General features: G+C 63.2%; 17 protein-coding genes. 7 read left to right on the forward strand and 10 right to left on the reverse strand.

Translation table 11 applies throughout. The features are described from left to right. Positions 1–333: 333 nt before the first annotated feature. Complete coding sequence (locus K9B37_RS08720) at positions 334–1,074, forward strand: class I SAM-dependent methyltransferase (RefSeq protein WP_224312695.1); 741 nt, start codon at positions 334–336, stop codon at positions 1,072–1,074. A 208-nt stretch (positions 1,075–1,282) separates the two neighbouring features. Here K9B37_RS08720 and K9B37_RS08725 read toward each other — a convergent pair whose 3' ends face one another. Continuing rightward, on the reverse strand, positions 1,283–1,627 hold the full coding sequence (locus tag K9B37_RS08725) for a hypothetical protein (RefSeq protein ID WP_224312696.1): 345 nt from the start codon (positions 1,625–1,627) through the stop codon (positions 1,283–1,285). Positions 1,628–2,002: 375 nt separating this feature from the next. On the opposite strand from K9B37_RS08725, the gene K9B37_RS24895 reads away from it, so the two are divergent. Both K9B37_RS24895 and K9B37_RS08735 read left to right on the forward strand, forming a co-directional pair. Next, the gene (locus K9B37_RS24895) at positions 2,003–2,812 is read left to right on the forward strand and encodes a peptidoglycan-binding domain-containing protein (RefSeq protein WP_224312697.1); all 810 of its coding nucleotides are present in this window, start codon (positions 2,003–2,005) and stop codon (positions 2,810–2,812) included. A 52-nt stretch (positions 2,813–2,864) separates the two neighbouring features. Then, positions 2,865–3,206: a DUF1491 family protein gene (locus K9B37_RS08735; protein WP_224312698.1), complete on the forward strand. Its 342-nt coding sequence runs from the start codon at positions 2,865–2,867 to the stop codon at positions 3,204–3,206. 4 nt (positions 3,207–3,210) lie between these two features. Here K9B37_RS08735 and K9B37_RS08740 read toward each other — a convergent pair whose 3' ends face one another. Then, complete coding sequence (locus K9B37_RS08740; RefSeq protein WP_224312699.1) at positions 3,211–4,194, reverse strand: hypothetical protein; 984 nt, start codon at positions 4,192–4,194, stop codon at positions 3,211–3,213. Positions 4,195–4,442: 248 nt separating this feature from the next. Between K9B37_RS08740 and K9B37_RS08745 the strand changes: the two genes are divergently transcribed. Then, positions 4,443–4,643, forward strand: coding sequence for a hypothetical protein (locus tag K9B37_RS08745; protein WP_224312700.1), 201 nt, complete (start codon positions 4,443–4,445; stop codon positions 4,641–4,643). Between the two features lie 45 nt (positions 4,644–4,688). On the opposite strand, the gene K9B37_RS08750 is transcribed toward K9B37_RS08745, so the two are convergent. From K9B37_RS08750 to K9B37_RS08765, 4 genes are all read right to left on the reverse strand, one after another. Beyond that, a complete protein-coding gene (locus K9B37_RS08750) occupies positions 4,689–5,204 on the reverse strand; it encodes a GNAT family N-acetyltransferase (protein ID WP_224312701.1) in 516 nt (171 codons plus the stop codon). After that, positions 5,204–5,773, reverse strand: coding sequence for a DUF1254 domain-containing protein (locus K9B37_RS08755; RefSeq protein WP_224312702.1), 570 nt, complete (start codon positions 5,771–5,773; stop codon positions 5,204–5,206). The genes K9B37_RS08750 and K9B37_RS08755 overlap by 1 nt, the downstream gene beginning before the upstream one ends. Continuing rightward, positions 5,770–6,363: a DUF1214 domain-containing protein gene (locus K9B37_RS08760; protein WP_224312703.1), complete on the reverse strand. Its 594-nt coding sequence runs from the start codon at positions 6,361–6,363 to the stop codon at positions 5,770–5,772. Before K9B37_RS08760 ends, K9B37_RS08755 begins: the two co-directional genes overlap by 4 nt. 174 nt (positions 6,364–6,537) lie before the next feature. Beyond that, on the reverse strand, positions 6,538–8,760 hold the full coding sequence (locus tag K9B37_RS08765) for a transglycosylase domain-containing protein (protein ID WP_224312704.1): 2,223 nt from the start codon (positions 8,758–8,760) through the stop codon (positions 6,538–6,540). 212 nt (positions 8,761–8,972) lie between these two features. Between K9B37_RS08765 and K9B37_RS08770 the strand changes: the two genes are divergently transcribed. Further along, positions 8,973–9,506, forward strand: coding sequence for a YcgN family cysteine cluster protein (locus tag K9B37_RS08770; RefSeq protein WP_224312705.1), 534 nt, complete (start codon positions 8,973–8,975; stop codon positions 9,504–9,506). A 341-nt stretch (positions 9,507–9,847) separates the two neighbouring features. Here K9B37_RS08770 and K9B37_RS08775 read toward each other — a convergent pair whose 3' ends face one another. From K9B37_RS08775 to K9B37_RS08785, 3 genes are all read right to left on the reverse strand, one after another. Then, positions 9,848–10,939: an AI-2E family transporter gene (locus tag K9B37_RS08775; RefSeq protein WP_224312706.1), complete on the reverse strand. Its 1,092-nt coding sequence runs from the start codon at positions 10,937–10,939 to the stop codon at positions 9,848–9,850. 474 nt (positions 10,940–11,413) lie between these two features. Then, positions 11,414–11,635 (reverse strand): DUF1259 domain-containing protein, encoded by a 222-nt coding sequence (locus K9B37_RS08780; protein ID WP_369414260.1) that lies wholly within the window; start codon positions 11,633–11,635, stop codon positions 11,414–11,416. Then, the gene (locus tag K9B37_RS08785) at positions 11,623–11,835 is read right to left on the reverse strand and encodes a hypothetical protein (RefSeq protein WP_224312707.1); all 213 of its coding nucleotides are present in this window, start codon (positions 11,833–11,835) and stop codon (positions 11,623–11,625) included. Before K9B37_RS08785 ends, K9B37_RS08780 begins: the two co-directional genes overlap by 13 nt. A gap of 135 nt (positions 11,836–11,970) precedes the next feature. Here K9B37_RS08785 and K9B37_RS08790 point away from each other — a divergent pair, with 135 nt between their 5' ends. Together K9B37_RS08790 and chrA are read left to right on the forward strand one after the other, a co-directional pair. Then, positions 11,971–12,282 carry a PadR family transcriptional regulator gene (locus K9B37_RS08790; RefSeq protein ID WP_439651700.1) on the forward strand — a complete coding sequence of 104 codons (312 nt, stop codon included), beginning with the start codon at positions 11,971–11,973 and terminating at the stop codon, positions 12,280–12,282. 28 nt (positions 12,283–12,310) lie between these two features. Then, positions 12,311–13,534: a chromate efflux transporter gene (chrA, locus tag K9B37_RS08795; protein WP_224312708.1), complete on the forward strand. Its 1,224-nt coding sequence runs from the start codon at positions 12,311–12,313 to the stop codon at positions 13,532–13,534. A gap of 49 nt (positions 13,535–13,583) precedes the next feature. On the opposite strand, the gene K9B37_RS08800 is transcribed toward chrA, so the two are convergent. Then, positions 13,584–14,195, reverse strand: coding sequence for a DUF2939 domain-containing protein (locus tag K9B37_RS08800; RefSeq protein WP_224312709.1), 612 nt, complete (start codon positions 14,193–14,195; stop codon positions 13,584–13,586). Positions 14,196–14,259: the final 64 nt, after the last annotated feature.

Below are 14,259 nucleotides of genomic sequence, written 5' to 3' on the forward strand. Positions count from 1 at the left end.
ACACGCCCAGTCGTATGGACAGGGTATCTTCCTGCTTCGGCTTGAGGGAATGCAGGGCGACATCTTTCTGCGCGGAGGGCGTTTGTGCGGACAATGCACCTATCATGTCCGTGCCGTGGGCTTGACACTGCCCAAGGTCTCGCCGAGATATCGGCCATGGTCGAGAAGGACACCCATATTGTCGCCCGGTTGACCGGCATCCCCCAGGCGGGGTGCCGGGATGTCGACCACGCAAGCTGAACACGCGGATCGCCAACCCTGGCCTCGCCCCTCGCGGACGAGGCCTTTCGGCTTTGAAAAGTGCCTCGTCCTCCATTCACTATGGAGCTAAACATGGCACAGAACATCTACGACAATCCCGAATTTTTCGCTGGCTACAGCACGTTGCCTCGACAGGTGCATGGGCTGGACGGTGCGCCCGAATGGCCGGCAATCCGAGCTATGCTGCCGACACTAACCGGCAAGCGCGTGGCCGATCTGGGCTGCGGGTTCGGCTGGGCCTCGCGTTGGATGCGTGCGCAGGGTGCAGCCTCGGTGCTTGGTCTTGATCTGTCGCAGAACATGATTTCACGGGCCAAGGCTGATACTTCCGATCCGGCCATCGACTATCGAACCGCCGATCTCGAAACGCTGGAACTGCCCGAGGCGGCTTTCGACCTCGTCTACAGTGCTCTGACCTTTCATTATGTCGAGGATTTCCAGCGCCTCACGCGCATGATCCACAAGGCGCTGGTTCTCGGTGGCGCTCTGGTCTTCACGATCGAGCATCCGATCTTCATGGCTGCGGCGCATCCACATTGGATCGCCGATGTGGACGGTCGCAAGACTTGGCCGGTCAATGGCTATTCGATCGAGGGCGAGCGCCGCACGGACTGGTTCGCCAAGGGCGTGTTGAAATATCACCGGACGCTTGGGACGACCCTCAATACGCTGATCGATGCCGGTTTCGGATTGCGGAGGATCGAGGAGTTCGCCCCAACGCGCGAACAGATCGAGCACTCACCCGAACTGGCCGAAGAGTTGGAGCGGCCGATGATGCTCCTGGTCTCGGTGCAAAAGACAGAAGTGCGTTAAGAGGCGAGCCGCCCGTGTCATATGACACGGGCGGCTCGTGATGGAATGCCGCCTTAACATTTACGATCGGCATGGGGCGGCAACCATCTAACGCCCCGACCCCTAACGGGCCTGACCTCAGAGCTGTTTCCGCCGACGCAGAGTCATTTCTTCGTGGATCCGGCTCGCCGTCAAAAAATGCGGCAAACAAAGATTCGCCAAAGAAACTCTAGGAGTTCGACTTCTTGGCTTCACCGCGCCAGGGCGGCTGCCGGTCGCTGGGCCGGAGCGTATCGCCCGCCGGAGCCGCAGGCGTCGCAGTGGGGCCGAGGCCCGAGGTCGCCAGGATCTTGTCGATCACAGCCTGTTTCGCCCCATCGGGCAGGGCCTGCCACATGGTCTCCAGATGCGCTGGCGTCTCGCCTGCGCCTGGTGCGGATGCCTTGGGCTCGGTCCGCTGCGTCCCCCAGGCCATGAGCCCGTCGAGCGCAGTAGCGCCGTCCGTCTGCTGCCGGACCGGCGAGTAGTAGAAAATCGCCCCGATGATGAGAAAGGCACGCAGAATTGAAAACATGACCCGCTCGTGGCTGTCGGCTGGAAGATGCATCATCATAACCCCGACGGCGGCACGCTCGTAGGGCGGTGAGCAGCAACCTGGAATCAGGATGAACAAAAGGTTGATGCGAATGGCCTGTCGCCGCTCATACCGAAATTCCGGGGAAAATAAGGAAAATGCGAGGCAATATGGATCGCCCGAGAACAGCATGCCCATACAAGCCGCGCTCCGGAACAGAAGAAGGGTGCGGAATCAGCCGGCTGCTTTTAGGTTCGCTTAAGTGGCCTCTGGCACGGTGTTGCTCAAGGACGATGGGGCTGTGACGCCCCACCACTCAAGACGGGAAGACCGAATTTGCGTGAAGCCCTAGCCGCTCGTGACGACGATGATTTCGTGACGTCCTCCCCGCCGCCGGCCCGACGGGCTCCGGCGGCACGGCGGCCTGCCGCGTCGTCGCGTCGGGCGCCTCCGGCGAAGGCGCGCAAGGAGCCGGGGCTCGGAGCGAAGGCGGTTCTCTTTCTCCTCGATCACCCGCGCGAGGCGCTGGTCAGTGCTCTGCTCGCTGCTTGCGCGGGAGCCATCGCCTGGAATGCTCTGGCTCTGCAGACGGTCCGCCATCCTGCGCCGCTGTTCAGCCGCTCCGCCAGCCATGCGCCGGAGAACGTGCCGTCGAACCTGCTGCCGCCGTCGCGGCCGGCACCTGTATCTGCGCCCGCACCAGCCGTCGAACCGCTCGCCGCCGAGCCGCCGCCCGTTGTCAATCATGCAGTGAGCACGGCTCCGCCGGCCGCGCCTCAGCCGGTCAAGCCGCCGCCGCGCAGCGCGATTACCGATCTCATCACGAAAGGGGAGGTGACCCAGCCGCAACGGGTCACCGTAGCCCCACCGCCGGCGCCCGCTCCCGCAAGGCCGCAACCACAGGCCCAGGCCGCCCAGGACAGCATCGCCGACATGATCCGCATGGGGGGGCCTGTGCCGGTGCCGCCGGCGAGCGTCGGCAAGCCGGAAGCGGATCCCGTGCTCCTCGGCCAGCGCGCTCTTGCAAAGCTCGGCTACAACGTGAAGCCTGATGGCCTCATGGGATCAGAGACGCGCCAGGCCCTCGAGCGCTTCGAACGCGACCGGCACCTTCCGGTGACCGGCGAATTCGGAGGAAGGACGCTGCGCGAACTCACTTCCCTTGCGGGCCTGCCGATGCCGTGACCGGAGGCGTCCCGCTTGCAGGGCGCCGCATGCAGTGGCACAGGAAGCGGCCATGTCCCGTCTGCGATCCGATTTCTGGGTGTCCGCCTATCTCCGCCGCTGCGGTGTCGAAGGTGTCGAGGCTGCTCTACGCAAGCGCGGTGCCTCAGAGGCGGGCGCCATCTTCGTGAAGGTCGACCGACTCGACGGCACGGCGAGCCTTTATGGTCCGGCGCCGCAATTGTTTCTCGACGATAGCGGTGAACGTCGCTTCTCACCTGTTCTGCAGGATGTGATGCCCCTCGATGTGGAGGAGCGCATGACGCGGGAGATTCGCTTCGATCCGGACCTGTGGCTGGTCGAGGTCGATGACCGGGACGGACGGCACTTCCTCGATCTCGCGACCGAAGAATGAGGCGTCACACATCGCCCAGGATTGCCCGCACCAGAGCGGCGGCGACGGGAGGCGACGGTTCGCGCATGGCGTGGACGAGGCGGCGCACCGCGGAGAGGGGTTGGGACATTGCCGGGTGAAGGCCGAGAATGATCTCGATCGCATCCCTCTCTCCGAATCCGATTGCTTTCAGCGCAAGCGACAGAAGCTCATGGCGTCCCGAAACGGGAAGACGCCACACCACGCCGGTCGCAAAGCCGAAGGCATAGTTCAACAGTGCTTCGAAATGCGCCACGTCGCTGGCCCGCGCCGCAGCCACCAAGGCTGCGCGTTCGTAATCGGCGAGGCGGAGAGCATCGTCCGCGGTCGCTGGAGCCATTCGGTCCCGGATCCTGCGACGGCGCTCCGGGTCGGCAGCCAGATAGAGCGCGGCTTCGTCACGGAGCGTGAGCCCATCGCGGGCCAGAAGGATCGTCCCGAGCGATGGCCTGTTGCGCGCGCGGCGGACGAGTTCGCGCATCGCGGGACTCGTCGCGAGGATGCTGCGATTGACTGCCAGCACGTCGTCCAGCGCATCCTCGTGCATCACAAGAAGGTGATCGACCGTCGTCGAAGTCAGTGCCGGATGACGGGCGAGACGCAGGCGGCCCTCCGCCGTCGCGAAAAGCTGCTTCACCAGATGGGAAGGAAATATCGCCAGATGGCCGAGCACGATATCGCGTGTCTCCTGCGAATGCCGCAGGAGATGATCGAGAATCGACGACGGCGTATCTTCGCACGGGGATAGAATCCGCGCGAGAGTCACGAGAGTCGCATGATCCATGCCTGGCAGGAAGCCGAGCGCAAGCGATTCAAATGTCTCGATAATCTCCCGGTCGCGAGCCGGCGCAGTGACGAAGAGCTCCGCGTTCATCACCAGAAGAGCAGCACGCGAATCCGCATTCCGGACATTCGGCAATCCGAGACCCGACAGGTCCGGCCAATGCTCCTGCAGGGCGGGGGAGGCCATCAACGCAACTCTTTCGACACGACGTCGCGCACCGTAAGACCGCGCCGTTAGCGGATTGTTAAATGGTTGCCGTATTTGCGCGCGATGCCTCCTTTAGGGAAGGAACCGAAGGGCTTTGCCGTATGTTGATTCCGCAACAGGTGAAGCTTTTGCGCGAAGTTTGTTCGCTGGAAACGGTCTGTTAACCATAGCGTTATTTTGTGAGGGGACCGTCGAAGCAGACAGCGGAGTGGCACGGAGGATTCCACATGAACGACGCTTGGAGCAGAAGTCAGGGGACGCTCCTCATCTTTCCCGATCCGGCGTCTCGTCCGCCCCGGCCCGTGCTGTCGGCGAACGAGCCACGCGGCGAGATTCTTCTCTTTACCGGCGTACGCTACGAGCGGCCGTCGCCCAATCCCGGGCCCTCCCGTCCCTTCGCATCGGACAGCACGCGCCGCCGTTCCTGATCGAGGTCTTTGACGTCGTCCGACCTTGCGCGACGTCGTGATGCCTCACATGTCCGAAGCGACCATATTCTTGCGCATCAGCAGCGCGTCGCCGCCATAGCTGGCGAGTTTCCTGCGCAACGCCTCCGTCATCGCTTCCTGGAATCCGAAACGTCCCCAGAATCCGCGCGAGCCGTTGACGGCCACCAGCGACAGATTGTCGAATCCCCGTTCGATGGCATGCTGCGTCAGTCGCGCAACGATATCTGCCGCATAACCCTTCCCGCGTGACTCTGGAAGCAGCGCGACGTCGTGGACGTAATAGGTCGTTGCATCCGCAGGAATGCTGCCGAGAGGCGTGTTCAGAGCCGGAGGATTGCCGAAGCGCCAGGGATGGCTCAGGGTGTATCCGATGAGGCGCTTGTCTTCCTCGAGGACATGACAGCCGGCGCGATGGAGCGCGAGGCGCTCTACGAAGACCTGCATGTCCTCTGGATGATCCACATGAATGCGGTCGGCGAGAGCCTTCACGACCGGCAGATCCTCTGCGGTCATGGGGCGCCAGAAGCCCGGTTGCGGCATCAGCTCGCCTCGTCTTCGTCGATCGTGCAGGTGACGGCCTTCGCAGCCTCCTCGGCCTGCACCCGCTGGCTTGGTCGCGGCGCGGCCACGCGGACGACGATGTATCCCTGTTCCTGCGGCGCCACAATCCGCACGTCCCGTGACGGGTCGTTCTCGTCTTCCGCCGCACGTGCCTCGTCGAGCTGGCGCGGCGTCATGACGACGAGTTCCAGTTCGCCGCGAATGGCGGCACGGTCCGTGACGGCGAAGAACACGCCTCGCGTCTTGGTGTGAAAGGAGAACGACAGGAAGTCCTGCCCAGGCTTTGCGGTCACGCGCACCGGGCCGTCGGACAGGTCGAAGGCGCAGGCGGCGACGGCGGTCGCCGGGTCGGGCAGCGGGAGCCAGGTCTTCTCGCCGCCGGCTGGGCTGATCAGCTGTGCCTGATCCTCGGTGAGCGTTTCCTGCAGGCGGTTGAAGGCATCGTTCTCGGCAAAGGAGGGCGCGGCGAAGATGATCGCGATGTGAACGCCTGCGGCCAGCACCAGGCCGCTGAGCGTCGCGAGGAAGAGGCGGGTCAGGTTGCTCATGCGCTGCATTCCCCGCGTTCGATGGTGGGCAGGTCATCAGCGTTCAGGTTGAGGCCGGCCGCGCCGGGAATGTCGTAGAGGCGTAGCACGACCGTAAACGGCCCGGAGGCCGGAAGCTGCAGCCAGTTGCCTGGGCTCAAACTGCGCGAAAGGGCGATGGTGAACATATTGTCGGCATCGCGCACGACCTCCGAGGAGGTGAAGCCGCTGCGCCCGAGTTCCGATGGAGAAGGCCGGCCGGCCTCATCATAGACGGTGAGTGTCCACCACCGGGCTGCAGGCGTGGAACGCCCGATGCGATAGGAGCATGCGGAACTCAGCTTGCGCCCGTCCTTGTCGACGAGGGCTGTCAGAGCCAGCCCTTCGCCGATGGCGAGCGGGACGTCGCCCCGGCGGGCTACGATCGCCCGCATATAGGGATCGGCATCCGCCGATCCGAGCTTCGGCCACGCCTGCCAAGGACCGAGACGGCGGCTTCCGAACGGAGGCGTTCCGTTGAGGACGGCATAGGCCGAGCCGACGCCGAGGCCCAAGGCGAGCACCAGGGCATAGAGGATGAGGGCGGCAGTGGGGATCGGTCTGGCGGTCACGGGTAACGGGAATCTTTGGGAGGGTGCGTTGGGACGGGGGTCATGAAGAACACACCTTCGATCTAGAGCATTGGACCCAGAAGGGGAGTCGCCTCGGGGCTGTGCTCACAGGCAGGATCATCGGATTATTCGGCACATAGGGCAAAGTCCTTGTCCCGTCAGGAGGTCAGCGTGTCACGGCATCGCGAAGCGCCGGGAGGCAGACGCGGTGGTGTCACGCGTTTCCGATGTCCGCAGCGGATCCTGCTTGGTCGCCGCAGCCGGACCCACGGCCGACTGGAACAGGTTGCCGATGCTTCCCAGCACCTCAAAGGAGCGGCGGGACAGGGTACCGGCGAGATAGGCCTGTTGCTGCGCCGCGGAGCTATCGTCCGCCGCCCCGCGGTTCGCCACAGCCACCTTGGCGTTGCCGGTCTGCTCCAAGCCGGGAAGCGGCCGGATTTCGAGATTCTGATGGGCAAAGGCCATGACCTCATGCCAGGTCATGGCGGGCAGGGTGCCTCCGGTCATGTTGTTCATGGCGCTGTGATCGTCGTTGCCGAACCAGACGCCGGCCACGAGATTGCCCGTGAAGCCGACGAACCAGGCGTCGCGATAGGCATTGGTCGTGCCGGTCTTGCCGGCGGCGCGGATGCCGTCGAGCATGGCGCGCTTGCCGGTTCCCTCCTCGATGACCTTGTTCATCATGAAGTTCATGGCGTTGACGACCCGCGGCTCCAGGACCTGCGGCGGCGGGGTGTCCGTTGAGCGGCGATAGATCACGTCGCCCTGCGAGTTGCGGACTTCCCAGGCCGCGTAGGGCGGCGCCTTGCGCCCGCCATTGGCGAAGACCGCATAGGATGCGGCCATGTCGATGACCGTCACCTCCGCGGCGCCGATGGGCAGGGAACTCGAATCCGTCAGCGGATGGGTCAGGCCCATCTTCGCACCCATCTCGATGATCTTGGCGCGTCCCGCCTTGGCGTTGCCTTTGCCGATCTGCAGCGACATCCAGACCGGGATCGAGTTGATGGATCGCGCCAGGGCGGAGACCATGGGCATGCTGCCGGAGAAGGAGCGGCCATAGTTCTGCGGGCACCAGTTGCCGAGACAGATCGGCTTGTCGACCACGGTCGAGGTCGGCGTGAGCTTCGGATCCGCCGTGAGAGCCGTGGCGTAGACGAACGGTTTGAACGAAGAGCCGGGCTGACGCAGCGCGTCCGTCGCCCTGTTGAACTGGCTCTGACCGTAGTCGCGCCCGCCGACCATGGCGCGGACGGCGCCGTCCACGTCCATCACGACGATCGCGCCCTGGCCCGCACGATACTCGCGGCCATGCTGCCGAAGCATGTTCTCGAGCGTCTCTTCCGTATGGGCCTGCAGGTTCGTGTCGAGTGGCGTCTTGATGGTCAGCACGCGGTCGTTGCCGAATTTCTTCTCGGCGGCGAGCTGCTTCACCTGCTCGAAGGCCCAGTCGAGATAGAAGTCGGGCGTAGTCTCGCGGCTGCGGTTGACCGGGGTTGCCGGGTTGCGCAGGGCCGTCTGGATCTGGCCCTCGGTCAGGAAACCGGCCTCGACCATGTTGCGCAGCACGTCGTTGGCGCGGGCACGGGCAGCGGGAAGGTTGATATGCGGCGCATATTTCGTCGGGGCCTTGAACAGGCCGGCGAGCATGGCCGCCTCGGCCAGGGTCACGTCCTTGGCCGATTTGCCGAAATAGTAGTCCGCCGCGGCGACCACGCCGTGCGCTCCGCCACCCATATAGGCGCGATCGAGATAGAGCTTGAGGATCTGGTCCTTGGTCAGGTGCGATTCCAGCCAGAGGGCCAGAAAGGCCTCCTTGATCTTGCGCTCGAGGGAGCGCTCGTTGGTCAGGAAGAGATTCTTGGCAAGCTGCTGCGTGATGGAGGAGCCGCCCTGCACCACGCCGCCGCCCTGGGTGTTGACCACGAGAGCGCGGAACGTGCCGATGGGGTCGATGCCCCAGTGATCATAGAAGCGCCGATCCTCAGTGGAGATGGCAGCCTTCACGAGGTAGTCCGGGAAATCCTCAAGCTTATAGGAATCATCGAGCCGGATTCCGCGTCGTCCCACCTCCTGACCGTAGCGGTCGAGGAAGGTGACGGCGAGGTCCTGGGTCTTCAGCCAGTCCTCTTCGGTCTCACGAAAGGCCGGAAGGGCCAAGGCCAGCATGACGATGCTGCCCGCCGTTCCGAGGGTTACGGCCTCGCTGGTGAGATCGAGGATGACCCGGGGTGCGCCACGAAACCGCAGGCACTTCGCCCAGTCCGAATAGATTTCCCAACCACGCCCGAGGCCTTGGCCACTCTGGAACAGGGACGAGTTCAGCCAGGCATCGAAGGCCAAGGCTGCGCGCTTAATCCTTGTCTTGAGGGGTGTACGGGGTTGTGAGCGCACGGAAAAATCCTTGGGGACAGGTCGGGCGACCTGAGGGATTGGATACGGTCCTTCTCACCCGAGCGGCTCGGCTATGCCGCTGTGGCTTGCATTAACAACTCACGAAAAGGCTTGACGGTTCATATGGTTTCATCGCTTCACGGGGGAAGATCCAAAACCGGCAGGTCCCCACCTCCTTCAAAGTGCCGTAAAGAAAGGGTTGAGACCTCTCTATGGATACCACAGCTCCCGTAACGTTAAAGCCTGAAGATTTGCCGTTCTGGAAGACGAAATCCTTGGACGCCATGACGGCGGAGGAATGGGAGAGTCTGTGCGACGGATGCGGGCGCTGCTGCCTCGTCAAACTGGAGGACGAGGATACCGGCGAGGTGCTCTATACGGATGTGGCCTGCACCCTTTTGAACGATCACACCTGCCGTTGCCGGGACTACCCCAACCGGCAGGCCAAGGTGCCGGATTGCGTTCGCCTGACGCCCGACACCGTGCGCCAACTGTCCTGGCTGCCGCCCACCTGCGCCTATCGGCTGATCGCTGAAGGGCGCGATCTCTACTGGTGGCATCCCTTGATGTCGGGAGATCCGGAAACGGTCCATGCCGCAGGCATTTCCGTGCGCGACAGGGTCGCCGGTCCCGAGGAGGACTTCACCGTCCGCGAATTGCTGGAGCGGCTCGTGGATTGGCCGGCGGGCGATGAGGCAGAGAGTGACGCATCGTCTCCATGGCATCCGTCATCGCACGGCAAGTAAAGCCAAGCTCCTGGCGATAAACGAAAAATTTTCAGAAGTGATCAATAGTTCGCGATCTGCGGGATTGACTCCTCGTGACGAAAGGCGGAAGTTGTCGACGTGCCACCCTAAAGAGGAGGCTACGACAATGACGCCACCGGACTCGACCTTTTAAGGGACGTTGTGCTTGACGTGGCCTGACGCCCGCCGCACGACGGACCGAATTCATCCTGATAACTTAGGTTCCATTACCGGATTATTTCCGGATTTCTCCTGGCACATGATCATGTCGCCACCTAAGGAGCTGTTCTTCTTGCGGAGACGGCTCCTTTTGCTTTTCCAAGCGAGCGATTCGATAGGCCTCAGGACTTGGCCGGTCCTGGCATCCCCTCCGTCCCGGGCTTCGCCTCGCCGGGGACGGGGGTCGTCTCGCCGAGGACTTCCCGCACGTAGAGCTTTTTGACCAGAACGAAGATCACGACCAGAAGCGGGAAGCCGAGCATCAGGCCAAGCGTCCCGAAGAGCACGCCGCCGATCACAATGCCGAACAAGGCCAGGGCAGGAGGGATGTTGACCATTTTCCGTTGCAGCAGAGGCTGAATGAGATTGCCCTCCAATTGCTGCACGATGACCACCGCGGCCACCGTCCAGAGCATGGCTTTGCTCCCGAGCGTGATGGAGATCAGCACGGCCGGAACGGCGCCGAGAATCGGCCCCAGGAACGGGACGAATTCCAGGAGCGCGGCGATGAGCCCGAGCGCATGCGGCGAGGGCAGCCCGATCAGCCAGAACGCAAGACCTGCCATGACGCCGACGCAGGCCATCGACAGGAGTTGTGCCGTCAACCAGAGGCGCAGGGCCTGTCCACAGGTGGCGAGGGCGCTTTCGATCCTCTGGTGATGATTGAGCGGGAAGAGCTTGACGAAGCCGTCAAAGTAAAGCTGCGGCGAGGCGGCGATGTAGAGGCCCGCGAAAACCGCCAACGCGAAATCGGTGAGCCCGCCCAGGACCGTTCCGCCGATTCCGGCGATGCGTTGCACGAGTCCCGTGCTCGGAATCTCGCTCATGAACTGTGAAAGGTTATCGGAAATCGAGCTGATTCCGATCTTGCGGCCGAGCTGATCGATGGCAAGCGGCAGCTGCTCCGCCACGCTGCTCATCTGCGTCCTCATATTGGCGCCGAAGAGAAACAGAAGCCCAACGAATAGGGCGAAGATCAGCAAGCTTGCGACAGCCAGCGCCCATCGCGACGGTACGCGAAGGTACCGGCTGAGCGCGTCGGCGGCGGCGTTCAGAATGATCGCGGCGAGGATCGAGCCGAAGGCCAGGAGCACGATACTTGAGAGCTGCCACAGGATCAGGGCGAGGACGATAAGGCCCATGAGAATGAGTGTCTTGCGGATGAACTCCGCATTGCTCATGCGCTCCTTGGGTGGGGAATTGCCGCTGTTCATCGTTCCGGATCCTGGCCTGTTCAGACAATCAGGGCCGCGGCACTCGGTTCCTCGTCCGAGAAACCGGAAGTTTTCGGGCGCGTTTCTCCGTCCCGGATCTGCCCGGAAGCGTGGCCGGTGGCGAAAAGACGAAGGAACAGAAGATTTACGAGGGAGTTTTTAAGCACAGGAGGGTTTGGTCATGTCGTCCCGTGTGATCTGTTTCTTACTCGGAACCGTTTTTCCACTTGCCACCGTCGGGTGGCTTCTTTGGCAAAACTGACGACTGTAAGTATTATTCGCAAGAAGCGAAGTTCTTGCGGTATCGGCTGCGTCGGACATCGTGAGTTTGGAGATCGCGTATACGCTGCCCGGCGATCTTGTTGATATTGGATTTCTGAAGCAGCTTGCGATCCACGCTGATATCTGAGGCCTTCCAAGGCCTTTGGCGCAGGCAAGGTTTGCGAGGTGCTGGAAGCCGGAAGGTTATCTGCTCTACGCCTTCTGGATGTTCATCTTGTCGAGATCTGCGCGGAGACCAACCGCAAGGCCCTGCGACCGGCCAACACCCCACCAATGCATGAAGAACAGGCGCTGCTTCTCTTTCGTCATGGGATTGCGCAGCGCGTACACGATCATCCCGTGCTCCGTCAGTGCTGGAAATGCAGGGCGGCGCAGTCTTTCATTCGCGGCTCGAAACGGGATCAGCGCTTCCAGGCGGCTTCGTTCTTCTGCTCGTAGTCGCTGAACGCCTTCTTGAGTCCGCCGAGCACTTCCGCCGCCGTCTCGAACATCGCCTTGAGCTGCGGCTCATCCACCTTGCCGATATCCTCGCGCAGATGGTCGATCGTCTCCTGGAGCCGGGTCTGCATTTTCTGCGTATGGTGCCGCGGATCGCGGTCGGCTGCGCTCGCCATGATGGATCTCCCTGGCTCAGGGATTGCAATCGGCCCGCTGGAGGCCTCTCCGGCAGATTGCCAAACCAACTCTTGGTCCATATATCGGTTCCCGATAACGAAATTCGATAGTGAGCGGCCACGATCGCATGGAACATGAATGCAATGGAGCATCAGGATCTCATCTCCGGGTTCATCAGGATCCACATCCTGCATCATGCGGCCGAGGGCGATCTGTACGGCAACTGGATGATCGCGGAGCTGGGGCGGCATGGCTACCGCCTCAGTCCCGGCACGCTCTACCCGATGCTGCACTCCATGGAGCGCAAGGGCTATCTGGAATCCCGCATCGAGCGCGTCGGGCGTACCCAGCGTCGGATCTACCGGGCAACATCGCTCGGCCGCGAAGCCCTGGCCTACGCTCGCGACAAGCTGCGCGAGCTGACAGGCGAAGTCCGATCGCGCTGAGCCTCATGCGGGCGGGAGCGCACTGATCATGGACAGGCAAGAGGCTCCTCAGCTCACACCGACGACACCGCAGGGCCATGCGGGCGAGGTTTTCGCGGCCTTCCTCAAGCTAGGCCTGACCTCCTTCGGCGGTCCTGTGGCCCATCTCGGCTATTTCCACGATGAGTTCGTCGTCCGGCGCCGCTGGTTCGACGAGCGAGCCTATGCCGATCTTGTTGCCCTGTGCCAGTTCCTGCCCGGGCCGGCCTCGAGCCAGGTCGGCATGGCCATCGGCCTGTCGCGGGCCGGTTATCTCGGAGCGCTTGCCGCCTGGGCCGCCTTTACGCTGCCCTCGGCCATTGCTCTAGTACTGTTCGCCTTCAGTATCGGGTTCCTGGGACACGCCTTCGGGTCCGGGTGGCTCCATGGACTCAAGGTGGCGGCGGTGGCGGTCGTCGTCCTGGCGGTGCTCAGCATGGCTCGGACCCTGACGCCGGATCGGGAGCGCGCCACCCTGGCAGTGGCTGCGGCCGCCGTCACGCTCGCTTTTCCTTCGGCCTGGGGGCAGATCGGTGCGATCGTGCTCGGCGGCCTCGTCGGCGTCACCTTTCTCCGGGGCACGGGGACCATTGCCCACGCCGAGCTTCCTCTGTCCGTGAGCCGATGGACCGGAGCCGTTGCCCTGGCCGTCTTCTTCATCCTGCTGATCGGGCTGCCCTTCCTGGCGGCCGCGACGGGGAGCCAGAGCGTCGCCCTGTTCAATGCGTTCTATCGGGCAGGCTCGCTGGTCTTCGGCGGCGGCCATGTGGTCCTGCCGTTGCTTCAGGCCTCTGTCGTCCCGCCGGGATGGGTTTCGAACGATGCGTTCTTGGCGGGTTATGGCGCCGCCCAGGCGATCCCCGGCCCACTCTTCACCTTCGCCGCCTATCTCGGAGCCGTCATGGGCCCGGAGCCGAACGGCTGGGCCGGAGCAGCGCTGTGCCTTGTCGGTATCTTCCTTCCGTCGTTCCTGCTGGTTGTCGGCGTCTTGCCTTTCTGGGAAGGTCTGCGGCGCACGCCGACAGCGCAGGCAGCCCTGAAGGGCGTCAATGCGGCAGTGGTGGGTCTGCTCCTGGCTGCGCTGTACAATCCTGTTTGGACGGCGGGCATCCTCAGTTCTGCCGATTTCGACCTGGCGGCGGCCGCGTTCCTGATGCTTTTCATGTGGCGAACGCCGCCATGGATGGTCGTGGTCCTCTGCGCCGTTGCCGGAGAAGTCATCTCGATCCTGTGACGCAGGCCGCAAAATGCGGTCTCCCGGTTTTCGTCGCCCTGGTTCTCCGCTAGCCGGAGGGCGGCGGCATCCGACGGATGAGTTCGTCGCGAAGCGCCTTGGGCAGATCGAGGCCCGAGAGGCGCCAGGTCGTTCCGCTCAATCGCCACGTCAGCCTGAACTGTTCGTCCTTCGGCCGGTCCGTCGGAAGAGGCATGACGATGGTCCGGAAGCCTTGCGATTCAGAGGAAATGAAGAGATCCCAGGCCTTGCGAAGGGTTTCGCGGTTCATGGTGCCGAGATCGAACGCCTGGAGATCCGGGGCAGGGCCGGCGGGTCCCTGCGGTGACGTTCCTTTCTGCAGGAGATCCATGAGCGCCTGCGGCGTCACGAGCTTTTCGATATAGGGGTCGAAGACCGTCGCGCCGGCGCTAGCCGCCGCATTGCGGTCGATGCCGCCGATGTCCTGCCCGTCGGCGCTCTTGAGATACTCGCCCAGGAGCTGGCGCGAGAACGAGAGACGCACGGCGTGGAAGTTGATCCGCTGTTCGATCTTCGCTGTGTCTCGTGCCTGCACGGCCTTCGCGAGATCGTAGAGCGCGACGAAAGGTGAGACGAGAAAGATCAGCCAGGCCAGGAACAGCAGAAAACTGACGCGCAGCGTCCAGATCATGTCAGGCATGTCCCCGCGTTATCGTTACGGAGGCGGGCGAAGGAAGCGCTCGGCCTCTCCAAGAGATAAAGTT

Source organism: Microvirga puerhi (assembly GCF_020089865.1).
Classification (GTDB): Bacteria; Pseudomonadota; Alphaproteobacteria; order Rhizobiales; family Beijerinckiaceae; genus Microvirga; species Microvirga puerhi.